General features: G+C 65.2%; 16 protein-coding genes. 14 read left to right on the forward strand and 2 right to left on the reverse strand.

The genetic code is table 11. The features are described 5' to 3' along the window. The 5 genes from VK98_RS20670 to VK98_RS20690 form a co-directional block, all read left to right on the forward strand. Positions 1-679: MotA/TolQ/ExbB proton channel family protein (locus tag VK98_RS20670; RefSeq protein WP_048412208.1), on the forward strand; the 679-nt coding region annotated here is incomplete at its 5' end. Between the two features lie 10 nt (positions 680-689). Then, on the forward strand, positions 690-1,133 hold the full coding sequence (locus VK98_RS20675; RefSeq protein WP_048412207.1) for a biopolymer transporter ExbD: 444 nt from the start codon (positions 690-692) through the stop codon (positions 1,131-1,133). Between the two features lie 159 nt (positions 1,134-1,292). Then, a complete protein-coding gene (locus VK98_RS20680; RefSeq protein WP_048415844.1) occupies positions 1,293-1,712 on the forward strand; it encodes a biopolymer transporter ExbD in 420 nt (139 codons plus the stop codon). Positions 1,713-2,021: 309 nt separating this feature from the next. Beyond that, entirely contained in the window at positions 2,022-3,137 is a 1,116-nt protein-coding gene (locus VK98_RS20685) for an efflux RND transporter periplasmic adaptor subunit (RefSeq protein WP_048415845.1), read from the forward strand. A gap of 15 nt (positions 3,138-3,152) precedes the next feature. After that, a complete protein-coding gene (locus VK98_RS20690; protein ID WP_048415846.1) occupies positions 3,153-6,266 on the forward strand; it encodes an efflux RND transporter permease subunit in 3,114 nt (1,037 codons plus the stop codon). A gap of 52 nt (positions 6,267-6,318) precedes the next feature. Here the strand turns inward: VK98_RS20690 and VK98_RS20695 are convergent, their stop codons facing one another. After that, positions 6,319-6,684, reverse strand: coding sequence for a hypothetical protein (locus VK98_RS20695; RefSeq protein ID WP_048415847.1), 366 nt, complete (start codon positions 6,682-6,684; stop codon positions 6,319-6,321). 213 nt (positions 6,685-6,897) lie between these two features. Here VK98_RS20695 and VK98_RS20700 point away from each other — a divergent pair, with 213 nt between their 5' ends. The 8 genes from VK98_RS20700 (at position 6,898) to VK98_RS20735 (ending at position 15,271) form a co-directional block, all read left to right on the forward strand. Continuing rightward, complete coding sequence (locus tag VK98_RS20700; RefSeq protein WP_048415848.1) at positions 6,898-8,670, forward strand: ABC transporter substrate-binding protein; 1,773 nt, start codon at positions 6,898-6,900, stop codon at positions 8,668-8,670. 21 nt (positions 8,671-8,691) lie between these two features. Next, positions 8,692-9,630: an ABC transporter permease gene (locus VK98_RS20705; RefSeq protein ID WP_048415849.1), complete on the forward strand. Its 939-nt coding sequence runs from the start codon at positions 8,692-8,694 to the stop codon at positions 9,628-9,630. 13 nt (positions 9,631-9,643) lie between these two features. Continuing rightward, positions 9,644-10,705 (forward strand): ABC transporter permease, encoded by a 1,062-nt coding sequence (locus VK98_RS20710; RefSeq protein ID WP_048415850.1) that lies wholly within the window; start codon positions 9,644-9,646, stop codon positions 10,703-10,705. Positions 10,706-10,721: 16 nt separating this feature from the next. Further along, positions 10,722-12,422, forward strand: a complete 1,701-nt coding sequence (locus VK98_RS20715; protein WP_048412276.1) for an ABC transporter ATP-binding protein — start codon at positions 10,722-10,724, stop codon at positions 12,420-12,422. A 222-nt stretch (positions 12,423-12,644) separates the two neighbouring features. Next, entirely contained in the window at positions 12,645-13,004 is a 360-nt protein-coding gene (locus VK98_RS20720; protein WP_048415851.1) for a lipoprotein, read from the forward strand. After that, a complete protein-coding gene (locus VK98_RS20725; RefSeq protein ID WP_048415852.1) occupies positions 12,991-13,977 on the forward strand; it encodes a YncE family protein in 987 nt (328 codons plus the stop codon). The genes VK98_RS20720 and VK98_RS20725 overlap by 14 nt, the downstream gene beginning before the upstream one ends. Further along, positions 13,974-14,480, forward strand: coding sequence for an RNA polymerase sigma factor (locus tag VK98_RS20730; RefSeq protein WP_048415853.1), 507 nt, complete (start codon positions 13,974-13,976; stop codon positions 14,478-14,480). Before VK98_RS20725 ends, VK98_RS20730 begins: the two co-directional genes overlap by 4 nt. After that, positions 14,477-15,271: an anti-sigma factor gene (locus VK98_RS20735; RefSeq protein ID WP_053077516.1), complete on the forward strand. Its 795-nt coding sequence runs from the start codon at positions 14,477-14,479 to the stop codon at positions 15,269-15,271. Before VK98_RS20730 ends, VK98_RS20735 begins: the two co-directional genes overlap by 4 nt. Positions 15,272-15,278: 7 nt before the next feature. Here the strand turns inward: VK98_RS20735 and VK98_RS20740 are convergent, their stop codons facing one another. Next, positions 15,279-16,178, reverse strand: a complete 900-nt coding sequence (locus VK98_RS20740; protein WP_048415855.1) for a LysR family transcriptional regulator — start codon at positions 16,176-16,178, stop codon at positions 15,279-15,281. 103 nt (positions 16,179-16,281) lie between these two features. On the opposite strand from VK98_RS20740, the gene VK98_RS24060 reads away from it, so the two are divergent. Then, positions 16,282-17,499: an isochorismatase family protein gene (locus VK98_RS24060; RefSeq protein WP_197083120.1), complete on the forward strand. Its 1,218-nt coding sequence runs from the start codon at positions 16,282-16,284 to the stop codon at positions 17,497-17,499. The last annotated feature ends 70 nt before the right edge of the window (positions 17,500-17,569 follow it).

The following is a 17,569-nucleotide window of genomic DNA, read 5'->3' on the forward strand; positions in this document are numbered from 1 at the left end:
GAACGCCCTGGCCGCCGAAACCGCCCACGTGACCAGCAACCCGTACGGCATCGACGCCCTGTGGGCGCAAGGCGACATCGTCGCGCGCGGCACCCTGATCATTCTGCTGATCATGTCCGCGGCCACCTGGTACGTGGGCATCGTCAAACTGCTGGAACAACGCCGCCTGCTCAAGCAAGGCCGCGAGCTGCTGGAATCGCACGGCGCGGAACTGCAAAAACGCGCCAGCGAACTGGCCGACGAAGGCATGTTCAGCGCGGTGGCGGCGGCCGGCATCGACGCGGCGGCCGAACACAAGGGCGAACTGGCCGGCCGGGTCGACCTCAACACCTGGGTGTCGATGGCGATCTCCGACGCGGTGGATTCCGCCAGTCACCATATGCAGAACGGCCTGTCGGTAGTGGCCACCGTTGGCTCCACCGCGCCGTTTGTCGGCCTGTTCGGCACGGTCTGGGGCATTTACCACGCGCTGACCGCGATTGGCATGTCCGGTCAGGCGTCGATCGACAAAGTGGCGGGCCCGGTGGGCGAAGCGCTGATCATGACCGCGATCGGCCTGGGCGTGGCGGTGCCGGCGGTGCTGGGTTACAACTGGCTGGTGCGCCGCAACAAGCTGGTGCTGGACATGGTGCGGGTGGTGGCCGGCCGCCTGCACGCCAGCCTGCTGAACGCGCGCTGAGGCGGCGGCGATGAAAGGGCGCAACGCAAGATTCGGCCAAGGCCACGGCAAGGGCGACGAAGACGCGGTGATGTCCGCGATCAACACCACGCCGCTGGTGGACGTGATGCTGGTGCTGCTGATCATCTTTCTGATCACGGTGCCGGTGGTGACGCAGACGGTGAAGATGGCCTTGCCGAAGGAAAGCAACATCCCGACGCAGACCAAGCCGGAGAACATCGTGTTGGGCGTGGACACCGGCAACACCATCTACTGGAACACCACGCCGGTGAAGACGCAGGAAGAACTGCTGGCGAGGCTGGTGAAGGAGGCGAAGAAGGATCCGCAGCCGGAAGTGCACATCCGCGGGGACCTGGCGGCGAAGTACAGCCCGATAGGCCGGATCGTGCTGGCGGTGCAGCAGGCGGGGATTGTGAAGATCGCCTTTATTACCGAACCGCCGCCGCGCAATTGAACGGTGACCTCGAAAAACCGTAGCGAGCGGCACGAGAGCAAGGCGCACCGCGCACAGCGACCGAGATAGTACAAGTTGTACAGCGAGGGAGCGAGCACGGAGTAACGCAGCTATCGAGCCGCGCAGCAGGATGGTCGAGGTCACCGAAGGAGAACGAAGATGGGAATGAATGTAGGCTCGTCCGACGACGATCTGATGGTGGAGATGAACACCACACCGCTGATTGACGTGATGCTGGTGCTGCTGATCATGCTGATCATCACGATTCCGATCCAGACGCACGCGGTGAAGCTGGACATGCCGGTGAGCAGTCCGGCGAAGCCGATGGAGAAGCCGGTGGTGGTGCAGATCGACATTGCGCCGGACAACGGGATCATGTGGAACGGGGAGCGTTTGGTGAACCGTGAGGCTTTGGAGAAGAAGCTGACGGAAGCGGCGGCGCGGGTGCCGCAGCCGGAGTTTCACATCAAGCCGAACAAGGACGCGGGGTATGAACCGGTGGCGATGGTGCTGGCGGAATCGCAGCGTTTGGGGGTGACCAAGTTGGGCATCGTGGGCTCCGAGCAGTTTGTGCAATGACATATGTTTAATGGATAGTGTTGTGGCATGATAACGGGCGGCCGCAGTCAGGCCGCCCAAATGCTTGACTGCGGCTTGTCCGCCCACGTTTCACAACAACAAGACAATACGACCACACAATGGCATATCCCGCGGCGACGCCTGTGGGATGATGCCGAGCGGCCCTGGTCCGGCCGCGCCGGCGCAAGGGGGAGTCTTGCGTCGTTTCATCGTCCTGGATGCGCGGCCGCCGAGCCTGACGCGGCGGCCGATCACGCGTGTCCGAGCTCCGCGTCGCGGGCGGCTCAACCACAGAAAAGAACAACACAGATGAACACACGATTTGTCATAGTCCCGCTCTTATCGTTGGCGCTGGCGGCTTGCGGCGCCAAACCGTCAGAGCCGCCCAAGGAGGGCGCCGCCGGCAAGGCCGCGGCCTCCGCGCCGGTGGCGCGGGCGTTGTCCACTGCCGACGTGATGGCGGCCAAGCCGCGCGTGCTGGCGGCGACGATAGCCTTCACCGGATCGCTGAACGCGCTGACCAGCGGCACCGTGGCCGCCGAGGTGGAGGCCAGGGTCAAGGAAGTGCGCGTGCGCGAGGGCGAGGCGGTCAAGCGCGGCCAGGTGTTGGCGGTGCTGGACGCCGAAGTGCTGTCGCAATCGGTGGCGGAACAGAACGCTCAGGTGGCCAATACCGAGGCGCGGCTGCGCCTGGCCAAGGTCAAGCTGGAAAAGCAGCGCGAGCTGCTGCACAAGGGCTTCATCTCGCAGATCGCCTATGACGAATTCGACAGCGACTACCGGGTGAAGGAGGGCGAGGCCAAGGCCCAGGCCACCCAACTGGCGCGCGCGCGCCGGCTGCTGGCGGACACCCAGATCCGCGCGCCGATAGACGGCGTGGTCTACGAGCGCAAGATCAACCCCGGCGAGGTGGCCGGCAAGAACGCGGTGCTGTTCGCCATCGCCGACCTTTCGGTGCTGGAAATCGCCGCCACCGTGCCGGCGCGGCTGATCTCGCAGGTCCAGCCCGGCATGCAGGCCGGCTTCAGCGTGGACGGCCTGGCCGAGCCGCAGCGCGGCGAAGTGGTGCGCATCAACCCGGTGGCGGTGGCGGGCACCCGCAGCTTCACCCTGTACATCCGCGTGAAAAACCCGGAACACAAGCTGAAGGCCGGCCAGTTCGCCAAGGGCGGCATTGTGCTGCGCCAGGTCAGCGACCAGATCGTGCTGCCGCTGCCGGCCATCCACGATCCGGACGGCCAGCCCTGGGTGCTGGTGGCGCGCCAGGGCAGGCTGGAGCGGCGGCCGGTGGAACTGTTGCTGCGCTCCGAGGCGGACAGGCTGGCGGCGGTGGCCGGCGTCAAGCCGGGCGAGCACGTGATCGCCGTGGACCTGGTGGGGGTGAAGGCCGGCGATCCGGTCTCCCTGCCCGGCGGCAAACTCTAAGCGGAGGGGCGCAGCATGTGGCTGACCCGAATCAGTGTCCGCAATCCCTATTTCGCCGCCGTGCTGATGATGACGCTGGTGGTGCTGGGCTTGTTTTCCTGGCAGCGGCTGGCGGTGGAGGAAATGCCGGACATCCGCTTCCCCATCGCCCTGGTGTCCACCGACTATCCCGGCGCCTCGCCGGAAGTGGTGGAAAGCGAAATCTCCAAGCCGGTGGAAGAGGCGGTCAACACCATCAACGGCATCAAGGAAATCCGCTCTTACTCGATGGAAGGCAACTCCACCGTGGTGGTGGAGTTCGAGCTGTCGGTGGACCCGGTGTCGGCGGTGCAGAACGTGCGGGACAAGATAGGCGCCATCCAGGGCCAGTTCCGCCGCGAGATCTCCGCGCCCACCGTGTCCCAGGTGGACCCCAACGACAACCCCATGCTGACCCTGGTGCTGACCTCGGACCAGACCCGGCCGCGCGAACTGACCACCTGGGTGGACAAGGTGCTGAAGAAGCGGCTGCAGATGGTGGCCGGCGTCGGCGACGTCAAGCTGATCGGCGGCGTGCGCCGCGAGATCCGCGTCGACGTGGACCCGGTGCGGCTGGAAGCGTCCGGCCTGTCCTTGCAGGACGTGGCCGACGCGCTGCGCGCCGCCAACCAGGACTTCCCCGCCGGCTCGGTGTCGGCGGTCAGCAAGGAATGGGCGATCCGCGTCGCCGGCAAGCTCAAGTCCGCCGACGACTTCTCGCAGCTGGCGGTGGGCTACCGCAACGGCGCGCCCATCCGGCTTGAGGACATCGCCACCGTGGCCGACACCGAGGCCGAGCAGTCCAGCATCTCGCTGATAGACGGCCGGCCCGGTGTGTCGCTGGACCTGCGCGCCGCGCGCGGCGCCAATGTGGTGGAGGTGGCCGAGGGCGTCAAGGCCAGGGTGGAGGAACTGAAGAGCCAGATGCCGGCCGGGGTCAAGGTGCGCTACACCTACGACACCGCCGAGGACGTGAAGAAATCGCTGCACAATGTGGAGTCCACGCTGCTGGAAGGCGCCGGCCTGACCGTGCTGATCGTCTTCCTGTTCCTGGGCAGCTGGCGCAGCACGGTGATCACCGGCCTGACTCTGCCGGTGTCGCTGATCGGCACCCTGTTCGCCATCCAGATGTTCGGCTTCACCCTGAACATGCTGACCCTGCTGGCCTTGTCGCTGTCCATCGGCCTGTTGATCGACGACGCCATCGTGGTGCGCGAAAACATCGTGCGCCACGCCGGCCTGGGCAAGAGCCACTACCAGGCGGCGCTGGACGGCACCAATGAAATCGGCCTGGCGGTGCTGGCCACCACGCTGACCGTGGTGGCGGTGTTCCTGCCGGTGGGCTTCATGGGCGGCATCATCGGCAAGTTCTTCCACCAGTTCGGCCTGACCGTGGCGGTGGCGGTGCTGATATCGATGCTGGTCAGCTTCACGCTGGACCCTATGCTGTCGTCGATCTGGCACGACCCGCACCACCACGGCGACAAGCACCGCGGTCCGCTGGGGCGGATGCTGGACACCTTCGAAAGCTCGCTGGACCGGCTGGCGGAGCGCTACGTCGGCGTGATCCGCTGGGCGCTGGGCCATCGCAAGACGGTGCTGGGCACCGCCTTGCTGCTGACCATCGCCAGCTTCCTGCTGGTGCCCGGCATCGGCGGCGAATTCATCCCCGAGCGCGACAGCGGCAAATTCACCATCAGCTACCAGACCGCGCCCGGCTCTGCGCTGGAATACACCGCCACCAAGGGCCATGAGCTGGCGGCGGCGGTGAAGAGCATTCCCGAAATCAAATCGATCTCGATGAATGTGGGCGAGGGCAATTTCGGCGCCGGCAAGAACGACGGCTCGGTGACGGTGGACATCGGCGACAAGAACAGCCGCCAGCGAACGCTGGGCCAGGTGATCGCCGACGCGCGCGCGCGGGTGTTGCCGGTGGCCGGCGTCACCATTAAATCGGTGGCCAACGAGCAGCAGCAGGGCAAGCCGGTCAAGGTGGGCCTGCGCGGCAGCGATCTGCGCGAACTGACCGCGGTGTCCGAAGACCTGATGCGCAAGCTGGGCAAGATCCACGGCGTGCGCGACATCGAATCCAACCTCAGCGAAGGCGATCCGGCGCTGAACCTGGTGCTCAAGCGCGACGCCGCCACCAGCCTGGGCGTGGACCTGGCCCGCGTGGGCAAGACCTTGTCCATCCTGCTGGCCGGCAACGCGGTCACCACCTGGGAAGCGCCGGACGGCGAAAACTACGACGTCAAGCTGCGGGTGCCCAAGTCCGAGCGCCGCCAGGAACTGTTGGACGCGCTGACCGTGGCCGGGCGGCCGGACGCCAACGGCGCGGCCAATATGATCCCGCTGTCCTCACTGATAGAAACCCGGCAGGGCATCAGTCCGCGCCAGATCAAGCGGGTCAACATGATGCGCGAGATCACCATCCTGGCCAATATCGAAGGCCGCGACGCCGGCACCGTGTCCGCCGAGGTGCATCAGCTGGTGGAAGGCCTGAAACTGCCGCCGGGCGTGATGCTGGTACAGGGCGGCCAGCAGAAGGACATGCAGGAATCGCTGGGCTACGCGGTGCAGGCGCTGGCGCTGGGCGTGATCTTCATCTACCTGATCCTGGCCGCGCAGTTCCGCAGCTTCACGCTGCCGGTCACCATCATGATGGCCTTGCCGCTGGCCTTCGTCGGCGTGTTCTGCTCGCTGTATCTGTTCGGCTCCACGCTGAACATGTTCTCGGTGATAGGCATCATCATGCTGATGGGCCTGGCGGCCAAGAACGGCATCCTGCTGGTGGACTTCGTTAATCAGGCGCGGCGCGAAGGTATGGAACGCACCGAGGCCATCGTGGAGGCCGGTCGGGTGCGGCTGCGGCCCATCATGATGACCAGTCTGGCGATGATCTTCGGCATGATGCCGCTGGCGCTGGGCACCGGCGACGGCTCGGAAAGCAACCGGCCGATGGCGCACGCCATCATCGGCGGCCTGCTGACCTCCACCGTGCTGACCCTGATCGTGGTGCCGGTGGTCTACACCTATCTGGACGGTCTGCGCAGCCGGGTGCGCCGCCTGCTGGGCGGCAAGCCGGCGCACCAACCGGCCACCGAGCATTGAAACGACAAGAGCCTGCGTTCACGCAGGCTCTTTCTTTTGGCGAGGACGGCGTTTAATTTTTAGGGGGCGCCACGCAGTCATTGCCGTCGAAGCTCACCGACAGAATGGTGTGGGTTTTGGGATCGGCGACGAAATTGGTGGTGCAGCGGTAATACACCGAACCGCCGCCGCTAAAGCCCCACGGGTAGTTGTAGAAGCCGCCCTGATAAGGCATTTCCTGGCTGTAGGCGCTGCGGTAGGTGTAGAGCTGATTGCCGTTGGGCATGGTCAGCTGGCTGGTGGGCGCGCCCCATTGCGCCAGCATCTCGTTGACGTCGCGGCCTTGCCAGCCATAGACCTTTTGCGCGTAACCCGCCTGGGTGGCGCAACCGGTCAGCAGGCTGGCCGCCAGCAGGGTCAGCGCTAGCCTTGTTTTCATGATGCGCTCCTTGAAAAGTGGGAGGCGGGTGGATAAAACGGCCGCCTTGGGTGGTGTTTGAACGGAGACTTTTACGATGGCGTCGCCGGCGTCGCTTGTCAACAAGCAGGGCCAGCGCACCTTGTTCATGAGTGTTAAGCCGTGGCTAGAGCGGCGACATAATAATCGGCCGGCGCAAGACGCCAGGCCGGAGCGACAACAAAGGAGAAAATCATGAGCCTGAAGCGATGCGCGCTGCTGGCGCTGATGGCGTGGGGGGGAATGTCGGCGCAGGCCGCGGACATGAACAAGGTGCTGCACGTGGCCTTCAACGCGCCGGAGACCGGTTTCGACCCGTCCAAGACTTCGGACATCTATTCCGGCGCCATCATCGAACACATCTTCGACCCGCTGCTGACCTTCGACTACCTGGCGCGGCCGGTCAAGGTGGTGCCCAATGTGGCTACCGCCATGCCCACGGTCAGCGCCGACGCCAAAACCTATACCTTCACCCTGAAAAAAGGCGTGTACTTCGCGCCGGATCCGGCCTTCAAGGGCAAGAAGCGCGAACTGACGGCGGAAGACTACGTGTACGCCTTCAAGCGCCTGATCGATCCGGCGGTGGCCTCGCCGATCAGCGATCTGGTGGCCGGTAAATTTGTCGGCCTGGACGCCTGGGCCAAGCCCGCCGGCGGCAAGATCAACTACGACGCGCCGGTGGCCGGCGTGCGCGCGCTGGATCGCTACACCCTGCAACTGAAGCTGACCCAGCCGTATCCGGCGTTGAAATACATCCTGGCCGCGCCCTTCGTCCAAGGCCAGGCGCGCGAGGCGGTGGAAGCCTACGGCAGCAACACCAACGCCCACCCGGTGGGCACCGGCCCCTATATGCTGGCCAAATGGCAGCCGGGCACTCACATCTCGCTGGTGGCCAACCCCAATTTCCGCAAGCAGACCTTCAACTACCAGCCGGGCGACAACCCTGAAGACCAGCGCCTCGCCCGCGAGATGAACGGCAAGAGCTACCCGCAGATCGGCCGCATCGAAGTGTCGGTGATCCAGGAGGAACAGCCCACCTGGCTGGCGTTCAAGAGCGCGGAGCTGGACCTGGTCGGCATCCCCCAGCCCTTGATCCGGCAACTGCTGCGCATGGACCCGAGCAATCCGTGGCGGGCCGAACTGAAGCCGGACCTCCAGCGGCAGGGCATACGCCTGCTGCGCAGCCTGGACGAGGAAATCACCTTTTACGCCTTCGGGATGAAGGACCCGGTGGTGGGCGGCTACGGCAAGGAAAAAATCGCGCTGCGCCGCGCCATCACCATGGCCTTCAATACCGACGAAACCATACGCGACATCCGCCGCAACCAGGCGGTCAAGGTTCAGTACGTGGTGCCGCCCAACGTGGCCGGCCACAACCCGGATTTCCGCGGCGCCTTCCCCTACAACCCGGCGCTGGCCAACGCCTTGCTGGACCGCTTCGGCTACAAGAAGGGCGCGGACGGCTATCGCCGCCAGCCGGACGGCGCGCCGCTGGTGGTGGACTTCCTGACCGGTCCCACCGCCATCGACAAGCAATGGAACGAGTACTGGCAAAAAGCCTTTGATCTGATCAAGGTGCGCGTGGACTTCCGCGTGATGCAGTGGAACGAGCAGATCAAGGCGCAGCGCGAGTGCAAGTTCGGCATGAACGGCGCGGCCTGGATCGCAGACTTCCCGGACGGCGAAAACTTCGTCCAACTGCTGTACGGCCCCAATACCGGCGGCGTCAATTACGCCTGCTATCAGTCCGCGCGCTACGACCGGCTGTACGAGCAATCGCGCAATCTGGAGGACGGGCCGGAGCGCAACCGGCTGTACGACGCGATGAACAAGATCGTGATGGCGGACACGCCCTGGGCCTTCAGCGACACCCGTTTCCGCAACACGCTGATCCAGCCCTGGGTGCGCGGCGCCAAGCTGCATCCCAACTACAACTACATCTGGCGTTTCCTGGACGTGCAGAAGTAAGCGGCAGGCGAGGAGAACAATATGTCCGCTTTTATCATCCGTCGCATCCTGCAGATGATCCCAACCCTGTTTGGCGTCATGTTGCTGGTTTTCACCCTGTTTACCCTGGTGGGTGGCGATCCGTCGCTGGTGCTGGCCGGCAAGCACCTGACGCCGGACGTGCTGGCCAATATCCGCGCCCAGCTGGGCCTGGATCAGAGCCTGCCGCAGCAGTTCTGGATCTTCGTCAAACAGGTGCTGACGCTGGACTTCGGCACCTCCTGGTCCACCCAGCAGCCGGTGGCCGACATCATCGGCAGCCGCGTCGGCCCCTCGCTGACGCTGACCGGCGCCATGCTGGTGGTGGACCTGCTGATCGCCATCCCGCTGGCGGCGCTGGTCGCCTATTTCCGCGGCGGCCTGACCGACCACATCGTCACCATCGCCTGCACCGTGGCCATGTCGGTCAGCGCGCTGGTCTACATCATCGCCGGCCAGTATTTCCTGGCCTTCAAAATGGGCTGGTTCCCGGTGCGCGGCTGGGGGGATTCCTTCTGGGTCAACCTCTTCGTCTACGTGCCGCTGCCGCTGCTGATGGGCCTGATGGTGTCGCTGGGGCCGGACATCCGCTTCTACCGCAGCTTCTTCGTCGAGGAAATCGGCCAGGACTACGTGCGCACCGCGCGCGCCAAGGGCCTGTCCGAGCGCGCGGTGATGCTCAAGCACGTGCTGCGCAACGCGCTGATCCCGGTGGTGACCAGCGTGATGATGTCGCTGCCTTATATGTTGATCGGCGCGCTGGTGCTGGAAAGCTTCTTCGGCATTCCCGGCATGGGCAATGAAGTGGTGATGGCGGTGAACAAGAGCGATTTCCCGGTGATCAAGGCCATCACCATCTATATCGCCATCGCCACCATGGTGTTCAATCTGCTGGGCGATCTGGTCTACAAATTGATCGACCCGCGCGTGCAACTGACGTGAGAGAGGGCTGGAAATGACGACATTGCACAATAGCGCCGGCGCCGCGCCGGCCGCCCCCTCGCGCGGTTTGTGGGCGCTGGGCTGGCAAAGGCTGAAGCGCAAGAAAGTGGGTTTCGTGTCGCTGTGGATCGTGGCGGTCTATCTGCTGCTGGCCGTCGGCGGCTGGTTCAATCTGGTGGGCGGGGGCTGGACCGACGAAATCGCCGTGCCTTACGCGCCGCCCAGCTGGGTGCAGGCCTCCGCCGACGACGTGTTGCCGCCGGAGCCGGCCAAGCCCGCCCAGGCGTCCGCCGCCATCGTCACCATGACGCCGGAAGAGGACCCGATAGGCCAGGAGTTGCAACAGGCGCGGCAGCACATGGGCGAATATGCGCAAGCCGCGCCGGCCAAGCGCGCCACGCTGCCCTTCGGCGCCGATCTGCGCGGCCGCGACGTGATCGAAAAAACGCTGAAAGGCACGTCCACCTCCATCTTCGTCGGCGTGTTCGGCGCGGTGGCGGCCTTGTTGGTGGGCTGCGCGCTGGGCGCGGCGGCCGGCTACTTCGGCGGCCGGGTGGACGACGCGCTGGGCTGGTTCTACAGCGTGTTCACCTCGGTGCCGGACATGTTGCTGCTGCTGTCCTTCGCCGCCGTCTCCGGTCGCGGCATCACCACCATCGTCACGGTGATGGCGCTGACCAGCTGGACCGGCAGCTTCCGCCTGGTGCGTGCGGAATACCTGAAGCTCAAGGGCCGCGAATACGTGCAGGCGGCGGACGCCATCGGCGCCGGCAACGCCCGCAAGATGTTCATCCACATCCTGCCCAATATCTCCCACCTGCTGCTGGTGCAGTTCTCCTTGCTGACCGTGGCGCTGATCAAGTACGAAGCCATCCTGTCCTTCCTCGGCTTCGGCGTCGGCGTGCGCCAGGTCAGCCTGGGTTCGATGTTGGCGGAAGCGCCCACCGAGCTGATCCAGGGCTATTGGTGGCAAATGCTGGCGGTCACCTTGTCGATGTCGCTGCTGGTGACCGCCTTCAGCCTGTTGGTGGACGCGCTGCGCGACGCGCTGGACCCGCGCGCGGCGGCGAAGTGAGCGGGGGAGAACCACAATGACTCAGAACCAGACCCTGCTGTCGGTGCGCAATCTCAAAGTGGCGTTCCGTCAGGAGAACGGCGGCGAATTCCAGGCGCTCAAGGGCGTCAGCTTCGACATCCCGGCCAAGCGCACCGTGGCCTTGGTGGGCGAATCCGGCTCCGGCAAATCGGTGACCTCGATGGCCATCATGCGTCTGCTGTCGCCGCAGCACGCCCAAATCTCCCCGGACAGCCAGATCCTGCTGCAAGGACGCGATCTGCTCAAAGCCGGCGGCGCCGAGATGCGCGCGCTGCGCGGCAAGGACATCGCGATGATCTTCCAGGAGCCGATGAGCTCGCTGAACCCGGTGTTCAGCGTCGGCGAGCAGATCATGGAAGCCCTGATGCTGCACGCCAAGCTGGGCCGCCGCGCCGCGCGCCGGCGCGCGATCGAACTGTTGCGCGAAGTGGGCCTGCCGGAACCGGAAAGCAAGGTGGACAGCTACCCGCACCAGCTGTCCGGCGGCCAGCAACAGCGGGTGATGATCGCGATGGCCATCGCCTGCGAACCCAAGCTGCTGATTGCCGACGAACCCACCACCGCGCTGGACGTGACCATCCAGAAGCAGATCCTGCAACTGATCGCCGATCTGCAGAAGAAACACGATATGGCGGTGCTGTTCATCACCCACGACCTGGGGGTGGTGGGCGAGTTCGCCGACGAAGTCATCGTCATGCGTCACGGCGAAATCCGCGAACAGGGCAGCGTGCAGCAAATCTTCGACGCGCCGCAGGACGCCTACACCAAGGCGCTGCTGGCCTGCCGCCCGCACCTGGACCGGCGGCCGCAGCGGCTGGCGGTGATCGACGACTTCCTGCAGCCGGGCGGCTATGTGGAACCGCCGCAGCGCGAACGCGGCTACCGGGCGGACGACGAGATCATCCTGGACGTGCGCGGGCTCTGCAAATCCTTCGACGTGCGCGAAGGCCTGTTCGGCAAACGCCAGTTCCACGCGGTCAAGGACGTGTCCTTCAAACTGGCCAAGGGCAAAACCCTGGGCATCGTCGGCGAATCCGGCTCCGGCAAGACCACGGTGGGGCTGACCCTGGTGCGGCTGCACCAGGCCAGCGGCGGCCAGGCGCTGTTCCACGGCCAGGACCTGCTGGGCATGGACGCCAAGGCCTTCCACGCCTACAAGCGGCGGATCCAGATCATCTTCCAGAACCCCTACGCCTCGCTGAACCCGCGCTTCACCGTGGAGCAGATACTGAGCGAACCAATGCAGCTGCACGGCATCGGCCGCGACGGCGGCGAACGGCGCAAGCTGGCGCAGGAACTGCTGGACAAGGTGGGGATGCCGGCCGGGGCGCTGCAGAAATACCCGCACGAATTCTCCGGCGGCCAGCGTCAGCGCATCGCGATCGCGCGCTGCCTGACCTTGAAGCCGGAAGTGCTGATCTGCGACGAATCGGTGTCGGCGCTGGACGTGTCGGTGCAGGCGCAAGTGCTGAACCTGCTGCAAGACCTGCAGGACGAATACGGCCTGTCCTATCTGTTCATCTCGCACGATCTGGCGGTGGTGAAACATATCTCCGACCAGGTGATGGTGATGAATAAGGGCGAAGTGGTGGAGCAGGCGGATGCGGACCAGATCTACCGCGAGCCGCGGCAGAGCTATACCCGCAAGCTGCTGGAGTCGATTCCGCAGGGCTGGGTGGGGATGGCGCCGGCCTAAAGCCGCGTTTGTCTCAGCTAAGAACCGCCGGTCTCCCGGCGGTTTTTTTATGCTCCGGCGAAAAAATGCGGCGCGGCGGGAATAAACCGCGCAGCTCATCCGTATACCCGGTACTGGACGCCGAATGGTCGGCGGTTTCGTCAGGATGGAACGCCGCGGCGCGCGGGGCCTTGAGATTGGGGCCGGAAGCCGCAGCGTGTTCTACAACGGGAGGGATTTGCGATGAAAACATGGATGGCGGTGGCGCTGATGGCGCTGAGCGCGGGAGCGTTGGCCGGAGAGGCGGCGTCGATGCGCGACGGCGCGCTGGTGGACGCGCAAGGGATGACGCTGTACGTCTTCGACAAGGACGCCGCCGGCAGCGGCCGCAGCGTGTGCAATCAGGCCTGCGCGGCGCTGTGGCCGCCCTTGCTGGTGGCGGCGGGCGACAGCGCGCCGGCGGGTTTCAGCCAGATTCGCCGCGACGACGGCCAGGCGCAGTGGGCGTATCAGGGCAAGCCCCTGTACCGCTTCGCCAAGGACGGCAAGCCGGGCGAGCGCGCCGGCGATGGCTTCAAGGAGGTGTGGCATGTGGCGCGTTAACACGCGGGCCGCGCTGCTGCTGGCAGCGCTGTCGGCCCCTTTGGCCTGGGCGCAGGACCCGGCGGCTTTCGATCCGCAGATCCGCAACAACACGCTGGCGGTCAACCCGGCGGAAACGCTGGCGCTGGCCGGCAACAGCTCCCGCGGCACGCTGCTGGCCTACGATCTGCGCGCCGGCAAGCTGCTGCGCGAACTACCGGGCTTCGTCACGCCGCGCAATATCGTGTTCGCCCCGGACGGGGAGCGTTTCTACGTCTCGGACAGCAGCAAGGGCGTGGTGGAGCGCTGGCACGCGGGCAGTTGGACGCGGGAAGCCAGCCTGGCCATCGGGCCGGGGGCTTTCGGCACCGCGCTGAACCGGGATGGCAGCCGGCTCTACGTCAATAATCAGGCCGCCGGCAGCCTGACCGTGGTCAATCTGCCGCAATGGAAGGTGGAAAAAGTGCTGACCGGTTTCGCCCAGCCGCGCCAGGGCATCAAAGTGTCGCCGGACGGCGGCACCGTGTTCGTCACCAACTTCCTGGGCGACAAGATCACCCTGGTGGACGCGGCCAAGCTGGAGGCTCGCGCCGAGGTGGGCGGCTTCGACAAGCTGCGCGCCATCTCCGTCAGCGGCGACGGTAATAGCCTGTTCGCCGCCAATAGCGGCGCGGATACCTTGTCCTGGGTGGATGTGGCCAGCCGCACCGTGATCAAGACGGTGAAAGTGGGGCAGGAGCCTTACGGCGCGGCCTTGCGGCCGGATGGGCGCTTCTTGTACTCCGGCAACCTCAAGAGCAACTCGCTGACCGTGGTGGCCTTGCCGGCGTTCAAGGCGGTGGGCGAAATCACCGGCTTCAGCGGGCCGCGCCAGGCCATCAGTTTCAGCCGCGACAGCGCCAAGGCCTGGGTGTTGAACGAAGATCTGGGCATTGCGGAGGTGGATTTGGCGCGCAAGGCCATTGTCCGGGTACTGGCCCCGGCCGCTGGATGAGCGAGGCCGCCCAACAGCGCTTCCACCGGCTGCTGGTGGACAGCATTCCGCGCCTGCGGCGTTATGCCCGCGCCCTGGTGTTCGATCAGGGCGCGGCGGACGATCTGGTGCAGGACACGCTGGAGCAAGCTTGGCGCAAGTGGCGGCAATGGCGGGACGACCGCGACTTGCGCCCCTGGCTGTTCGGCATCATGCATCGGCAGCACATCGACGACTTTCGCCGCTACGGCGCCAGGCGGCAGCCGCTGGCGGAGGACATGGACGAACTGACGGTGGACGCGCCGCAGGAGCGCGGCCTGGCGCTGCGCGAACTGGCGGCCAACCTGGCGCGGCTGCCGGATGAGCAACGCGCCGTGCTGTTGCTGCTGGCGCTGGAAGACATGAGTTATCAGCAGATCGCCGCGACGCTGGAGATTCCGCTGGGCACGGTGATGTCGCGGCTAAGCCGCGGCCGCGAACGCTTGCGCGGCTTGATGGAGGCGGGCGCCGGGGGAGGAGCATGATGGAAACGGTCACGGAACAGGAATTGCAGGCTTATCTGGACGACGCCTTGCCGCTGGAGCGGCGCGCGGTGGTGGAAGCCTATTTGGAAACCAATCCGGAGGCGCGGGAACGGCTGCGGACTTACCGTCGCTTGCAAGACGATATCGGCGCCTTGTTCGAGCCGGCCCTGCGGGAACCCGTCCCGCCGCGCCTGCTGGCCGCCGCGCTGCCGCCGCCGCAGCGAGGGTGGCGGGTGCAATGGTGGCAGGGCGCGGCCGCGTCCTTGTTGATGCTGGTCTTGGGCGGCGGCGGCGGCTGGTTGCTGCGCGACCAGTTGCAAGCGCCGGCTGCGCAGTGGGTCGCGGCGGCGGATAGCCAGGAGCCTTTGCCGCGCTTGGCGGCGATGGCGCATGTGGTGTACAGCCCGGACGTGAAGCGGCCGGTAGAGATCGACGCCGAGCATCAGGACCAGTTGGTGGCCTGGCTGTCCAAGCGGTTGCAAAGCCGGGTCAAGCCGCCGTTGCTGAGCGCGCAAGGCTATGAGCTGATTGGCGGCCGGCTGCTGCCGGGCGAACAAGGGCCGGTGGCACAATTCATGTACCACAACGCCGCCGGCCAGCGCATGACTTTGTACGTGGCCACCACCGCCACGCCGCGTCGCGACGCCGGCTTCCGCTTCGCCAGCCAGGGGCCGGTGAATGTTTTCTACTGGTGGGATGGCCGCTTCGCCTACGCCTTGTCGGCCGGCCTGTCGCGGGATGAGCTGGGGCGGTTGGCGGAGGCGGCGCACCGCCAGTTGCGGGTTTCCTGAGGGGGCATCAGAGCTGCGTGCCAAGCGCCAATAAAAACCGGGCCGCGCATTGGGTGCGCTCCGATAGTTGCCGGCTTTTTTCATACACCACCGTCAAGGGTGCGCCTTCTGTCTGGTAGTCCCTGAGCACGGGGACGAGCCGGCCTTCTTGCACCGCGTTTGCGAGCACATAGTAGGGCGCCTGGATGATGCCTTGCCCATCTTGCGCCATCGCGAGTGAGACCGCCGCATGGTCGGTAGCCAGCGGGCCTTCGGGACGATGCCAGAATTGTTGCCGGTCGCGGATAAAGGTCCAGTGCCTGAACTGGCCGCTATTGGCCATGATGTAAGGCAGGCAGGCGTGCTGGGCCAGATCCTCTGGATGAGCCGGCTCCCCGCGGCGTTGCAGATAGCTGGGCGCGGCGGCGGTTAAAAAACGATGAGGCGGAAGCGGGCGGGCAAGCAGCCGGGAGTCGGGAACCTCGCCTAGCAGCACCGCCAAGTCAAAGCGCTCCGCGGTCATGTCGACATGGCGATCCGTCAGTATCAGCTCCACCTCCAGGCCCGGGTAGGCCGTCAACCAATCATGCAGCGCGGGCGCCACGACATATTGGCCGAAGCTTACCGGCACGCTCAGGCGCAGCTTGCCTTGCAGCACAGGGGAGGGGCCGGCGAGGGTGCTGCGCGCATCCTCTACCGTGGTCAAACTGTGGCGGCAAGCGTTGAAGAAAACTTCGCCATCACTGGTCAAGGCGATGTGGCGGGGGGAGCGATGGAACAGGCGGACGCCTAACTCGGCTTCCAGCCGGGCAATGGCCTTGCTGACGGCGGGCTGGCTGATTCTAAGCATTCGCGCGGCGCGAGTGAAATTTCCCGCCTCAGCGGTGCGCACAAAGGTGGTGATGTCGCTAAAGGGGTCTGATTTCATGATGAATTGAGTTCATGGTAACTATGATTTTTTACGTCTTATTATAACTTTTCTGCCGGGATATAGTGGCGATCGTTGATGCACATATCGTGGGAGAAACGTGATGCTACAGCCGATCAAGCGTGTTTTTTCCGGCCTGGCCCTGCTGTCGTCGATTGTTGCCGGCGGCAGCATGGCGGGCGGAGTGGCGGAGGCTTCCGAGGAACAAATGAAGCGAGAAGGGCTGACGGAACCGTTGCCGCCAAGCTCGGGGAAGGCCGCCTTATTGATGGTGGAGTTTGTCAACGAATGGCTGGCTCCCGATGGCAAACTGCGGGGCTTGATGCAGGATCAGCAGCTTTTCAGCCAGTCTCAAATCGCCGCGCAACGGGTGTTGGCGGCAGCCCGGCAGGCGGGCATGCCGGTGATTCACGCAAGCTTGCAGTTATCCTCCGACTATCGCGAATTAGGGCGCGTCGCATTCGGCCTGCGTGGCGCGATTCCCAGGGCGGGAACCTGGCAGCGACAGCACCGGGGCTGGCAGTTCTACCCGCCTTTTGCTCCGCGGCCTAACGAGTTTGTCGTCAGCGGCCGGGCCGGGGCCAGCGCGTTCGCCGCGTCCGATCTGGACAATTATCTGCGAGGACAAGGCATCAGCCGCTTGTATCTGGCGGGGTATGCGACTCAGGTGTGCATTGAGTCAACCCTGCGAGCCGCCCATGACCTGGGCTACGAGCCGGTGGTGCTGGCCGAAGCCACCGCGGCGTTCAACGCCGCTCAGCAGCAGTACTTCCTGAATGACATTGTTCATCATTTTGGCTGGGCCATATCGACAGAGGACTTCATCGCGAACCATGCCGCCGCGCCTGAGAGCAAATCATCGTTGTTCGCCGTTGTTGATTCAGAGGGGCTGCCGGAGGCGATGCTCCGGTCCGTGCAAGTGCCGGGAGCGAAGATTCCGGGCGTCTCGAGCGCGGTAGGCGTTGAGAGCGGAAGGCTGTTGCTGCTGTCCGGCCAAGTTCCTGTCGCTGGCGACGGGACGATTGCGACAACGTTGAAAGAACAGCTGGAACAGGTGTTTCTCAATATGGACGCCACGTTGAGGCAGGGCGGAAGCGGCTGGAAGGATGTGGCCCGGATGACTATCTATGTCAAAGACTACCGCCCGGAATGGCTGACGACGATACGTGAAGTGCGGGACCGCTGGTTGCAGAGTCATGAACCGGCCAGCGCCCTGATTGGGGTTCAGGCGCTGTTTCGGCCGGAGGTTCAAGTGGAAATCGACGCCATCGCGGTGCGGGGAGCGCCGCCTTCGCAAGCCGCGTCACCGGGCAGCGTCTGAGCGGTCGCGCCGCGCTGGCGCCATGGACCGCGTAAAAAAACGCCGCCGGTTTGCCCCGGCGGCGTTGTCT

It is taken from the genome of Chromobacterium sp. LK11, from assembly GCF_001043705.1.
Taxonomy (GTDB): domain Bacteria; phylum Pseudomonadota; class Gammaproteobacteria; order Burkholderiales; family Chromobacteriaceae; genus Chromobacterium; species Chromobacterium alkanivorans.

Coding starts and splice junctions, on each gene's coding strand:
- VK98_RS20675 (WP_048412207.1), top strand. CDS start 690: ATGAAAGGGCGCAACGCAAGATTCGGCCAAGGCCACGGCAAGGGCGAC.
- VK98_RS20680 (WP_048415844.1), top strand. CDS start 1,293: ATGGGAATGAATGTAGGCTCGTCCGACGACGATCTGATGGTGGAGATG.
- VK98_RS20685 (WP_048415845.1), top strand. CDS start 2,022: ATGAACACACGATTTGTCATAGTCCCGCTCTTATCGTTGGCGCTGGCG.
- VK98_RS20690 (WP_048415846.1), top strand. CDS start 3,153: ATGTGGCTGACCCGAATCAGTGTCCGCAATCCCTATTTCGCCGCCGTG.
- VK98_RS20695 (WP_048415847.1), bottom strand. CDS start 6,684: ATGAAAACAAGGCTAGCGCTGACCCTGCTGGCGGCCAGCCTGCTGACC.
- VK98_RS20700 (WP_048415848.1), top strand. CDS start 6,898: ATGAGCCTGAAGCGATGCGCGCTGCTGGCGCTGATGGCGTGGGGGGGA.
- VK98_RS20705 (WP_048415849.1), top strand. CDS start 8,692: ATGTCCGCTTTTATCATCCGTCGCATCCTGCAGATGATCCCAACCCTG.
- VK98_RS20710 (WP_048415850.1), top strand. CDS start 9,644: ATGACGACATTGCACAATAGCGCCGGCGCCGCGCCGGCCGCCCCCTCG.
- VK98_RS20715 (WP_048412276.1), top strand. CDS start 10,722: ATGACTCAGAACCAGACCCTGCTGTCGGTGCGCAATCTCAAAGTGGCG.
- VK98_RS20720 (WP_048415851.1), top strand. CDS start 12,645: ATGAAAACATGGATGGCGGTGGCGCTGATGGCGCTGAGCGCGGGAGCG.
- VK98_RS20725 (WP_048415852.1), top strand. CDS start 12,991: ATGTGGCGCGTTAACACGCGGGCCGCGCTGCTGCTGGCAGCGCTGTCG.
- VK98_RS20730 (WP_048415853.1), top strand. CDS start 13,974: ATGAGCGAGGCCGCCCAACAGCGCTTCCACCGGCTGCTGGTGGACAGC.
- VK98_RS20735 (WP_053077516.1), top strand. CDS start 14,477: ATGATGGAAACGGTCACGGAACAGGAATTGCAGGCTTATCTGGACGAC.
- VK98_RS20740 (WP_048415855.1), bottom strand. CDS start 16,178: ATGAAATCAGACCCCTTTAGCGACATCACCACCTTTGTGCGCACCGCT.
- VK98_RS24060 (WP_197083120.1), top strand. CDS start 16,282: ATGCTACAGCCGATCAAGCGTGTTTTTTCCGGCCTGGCCCTGCTGTCG.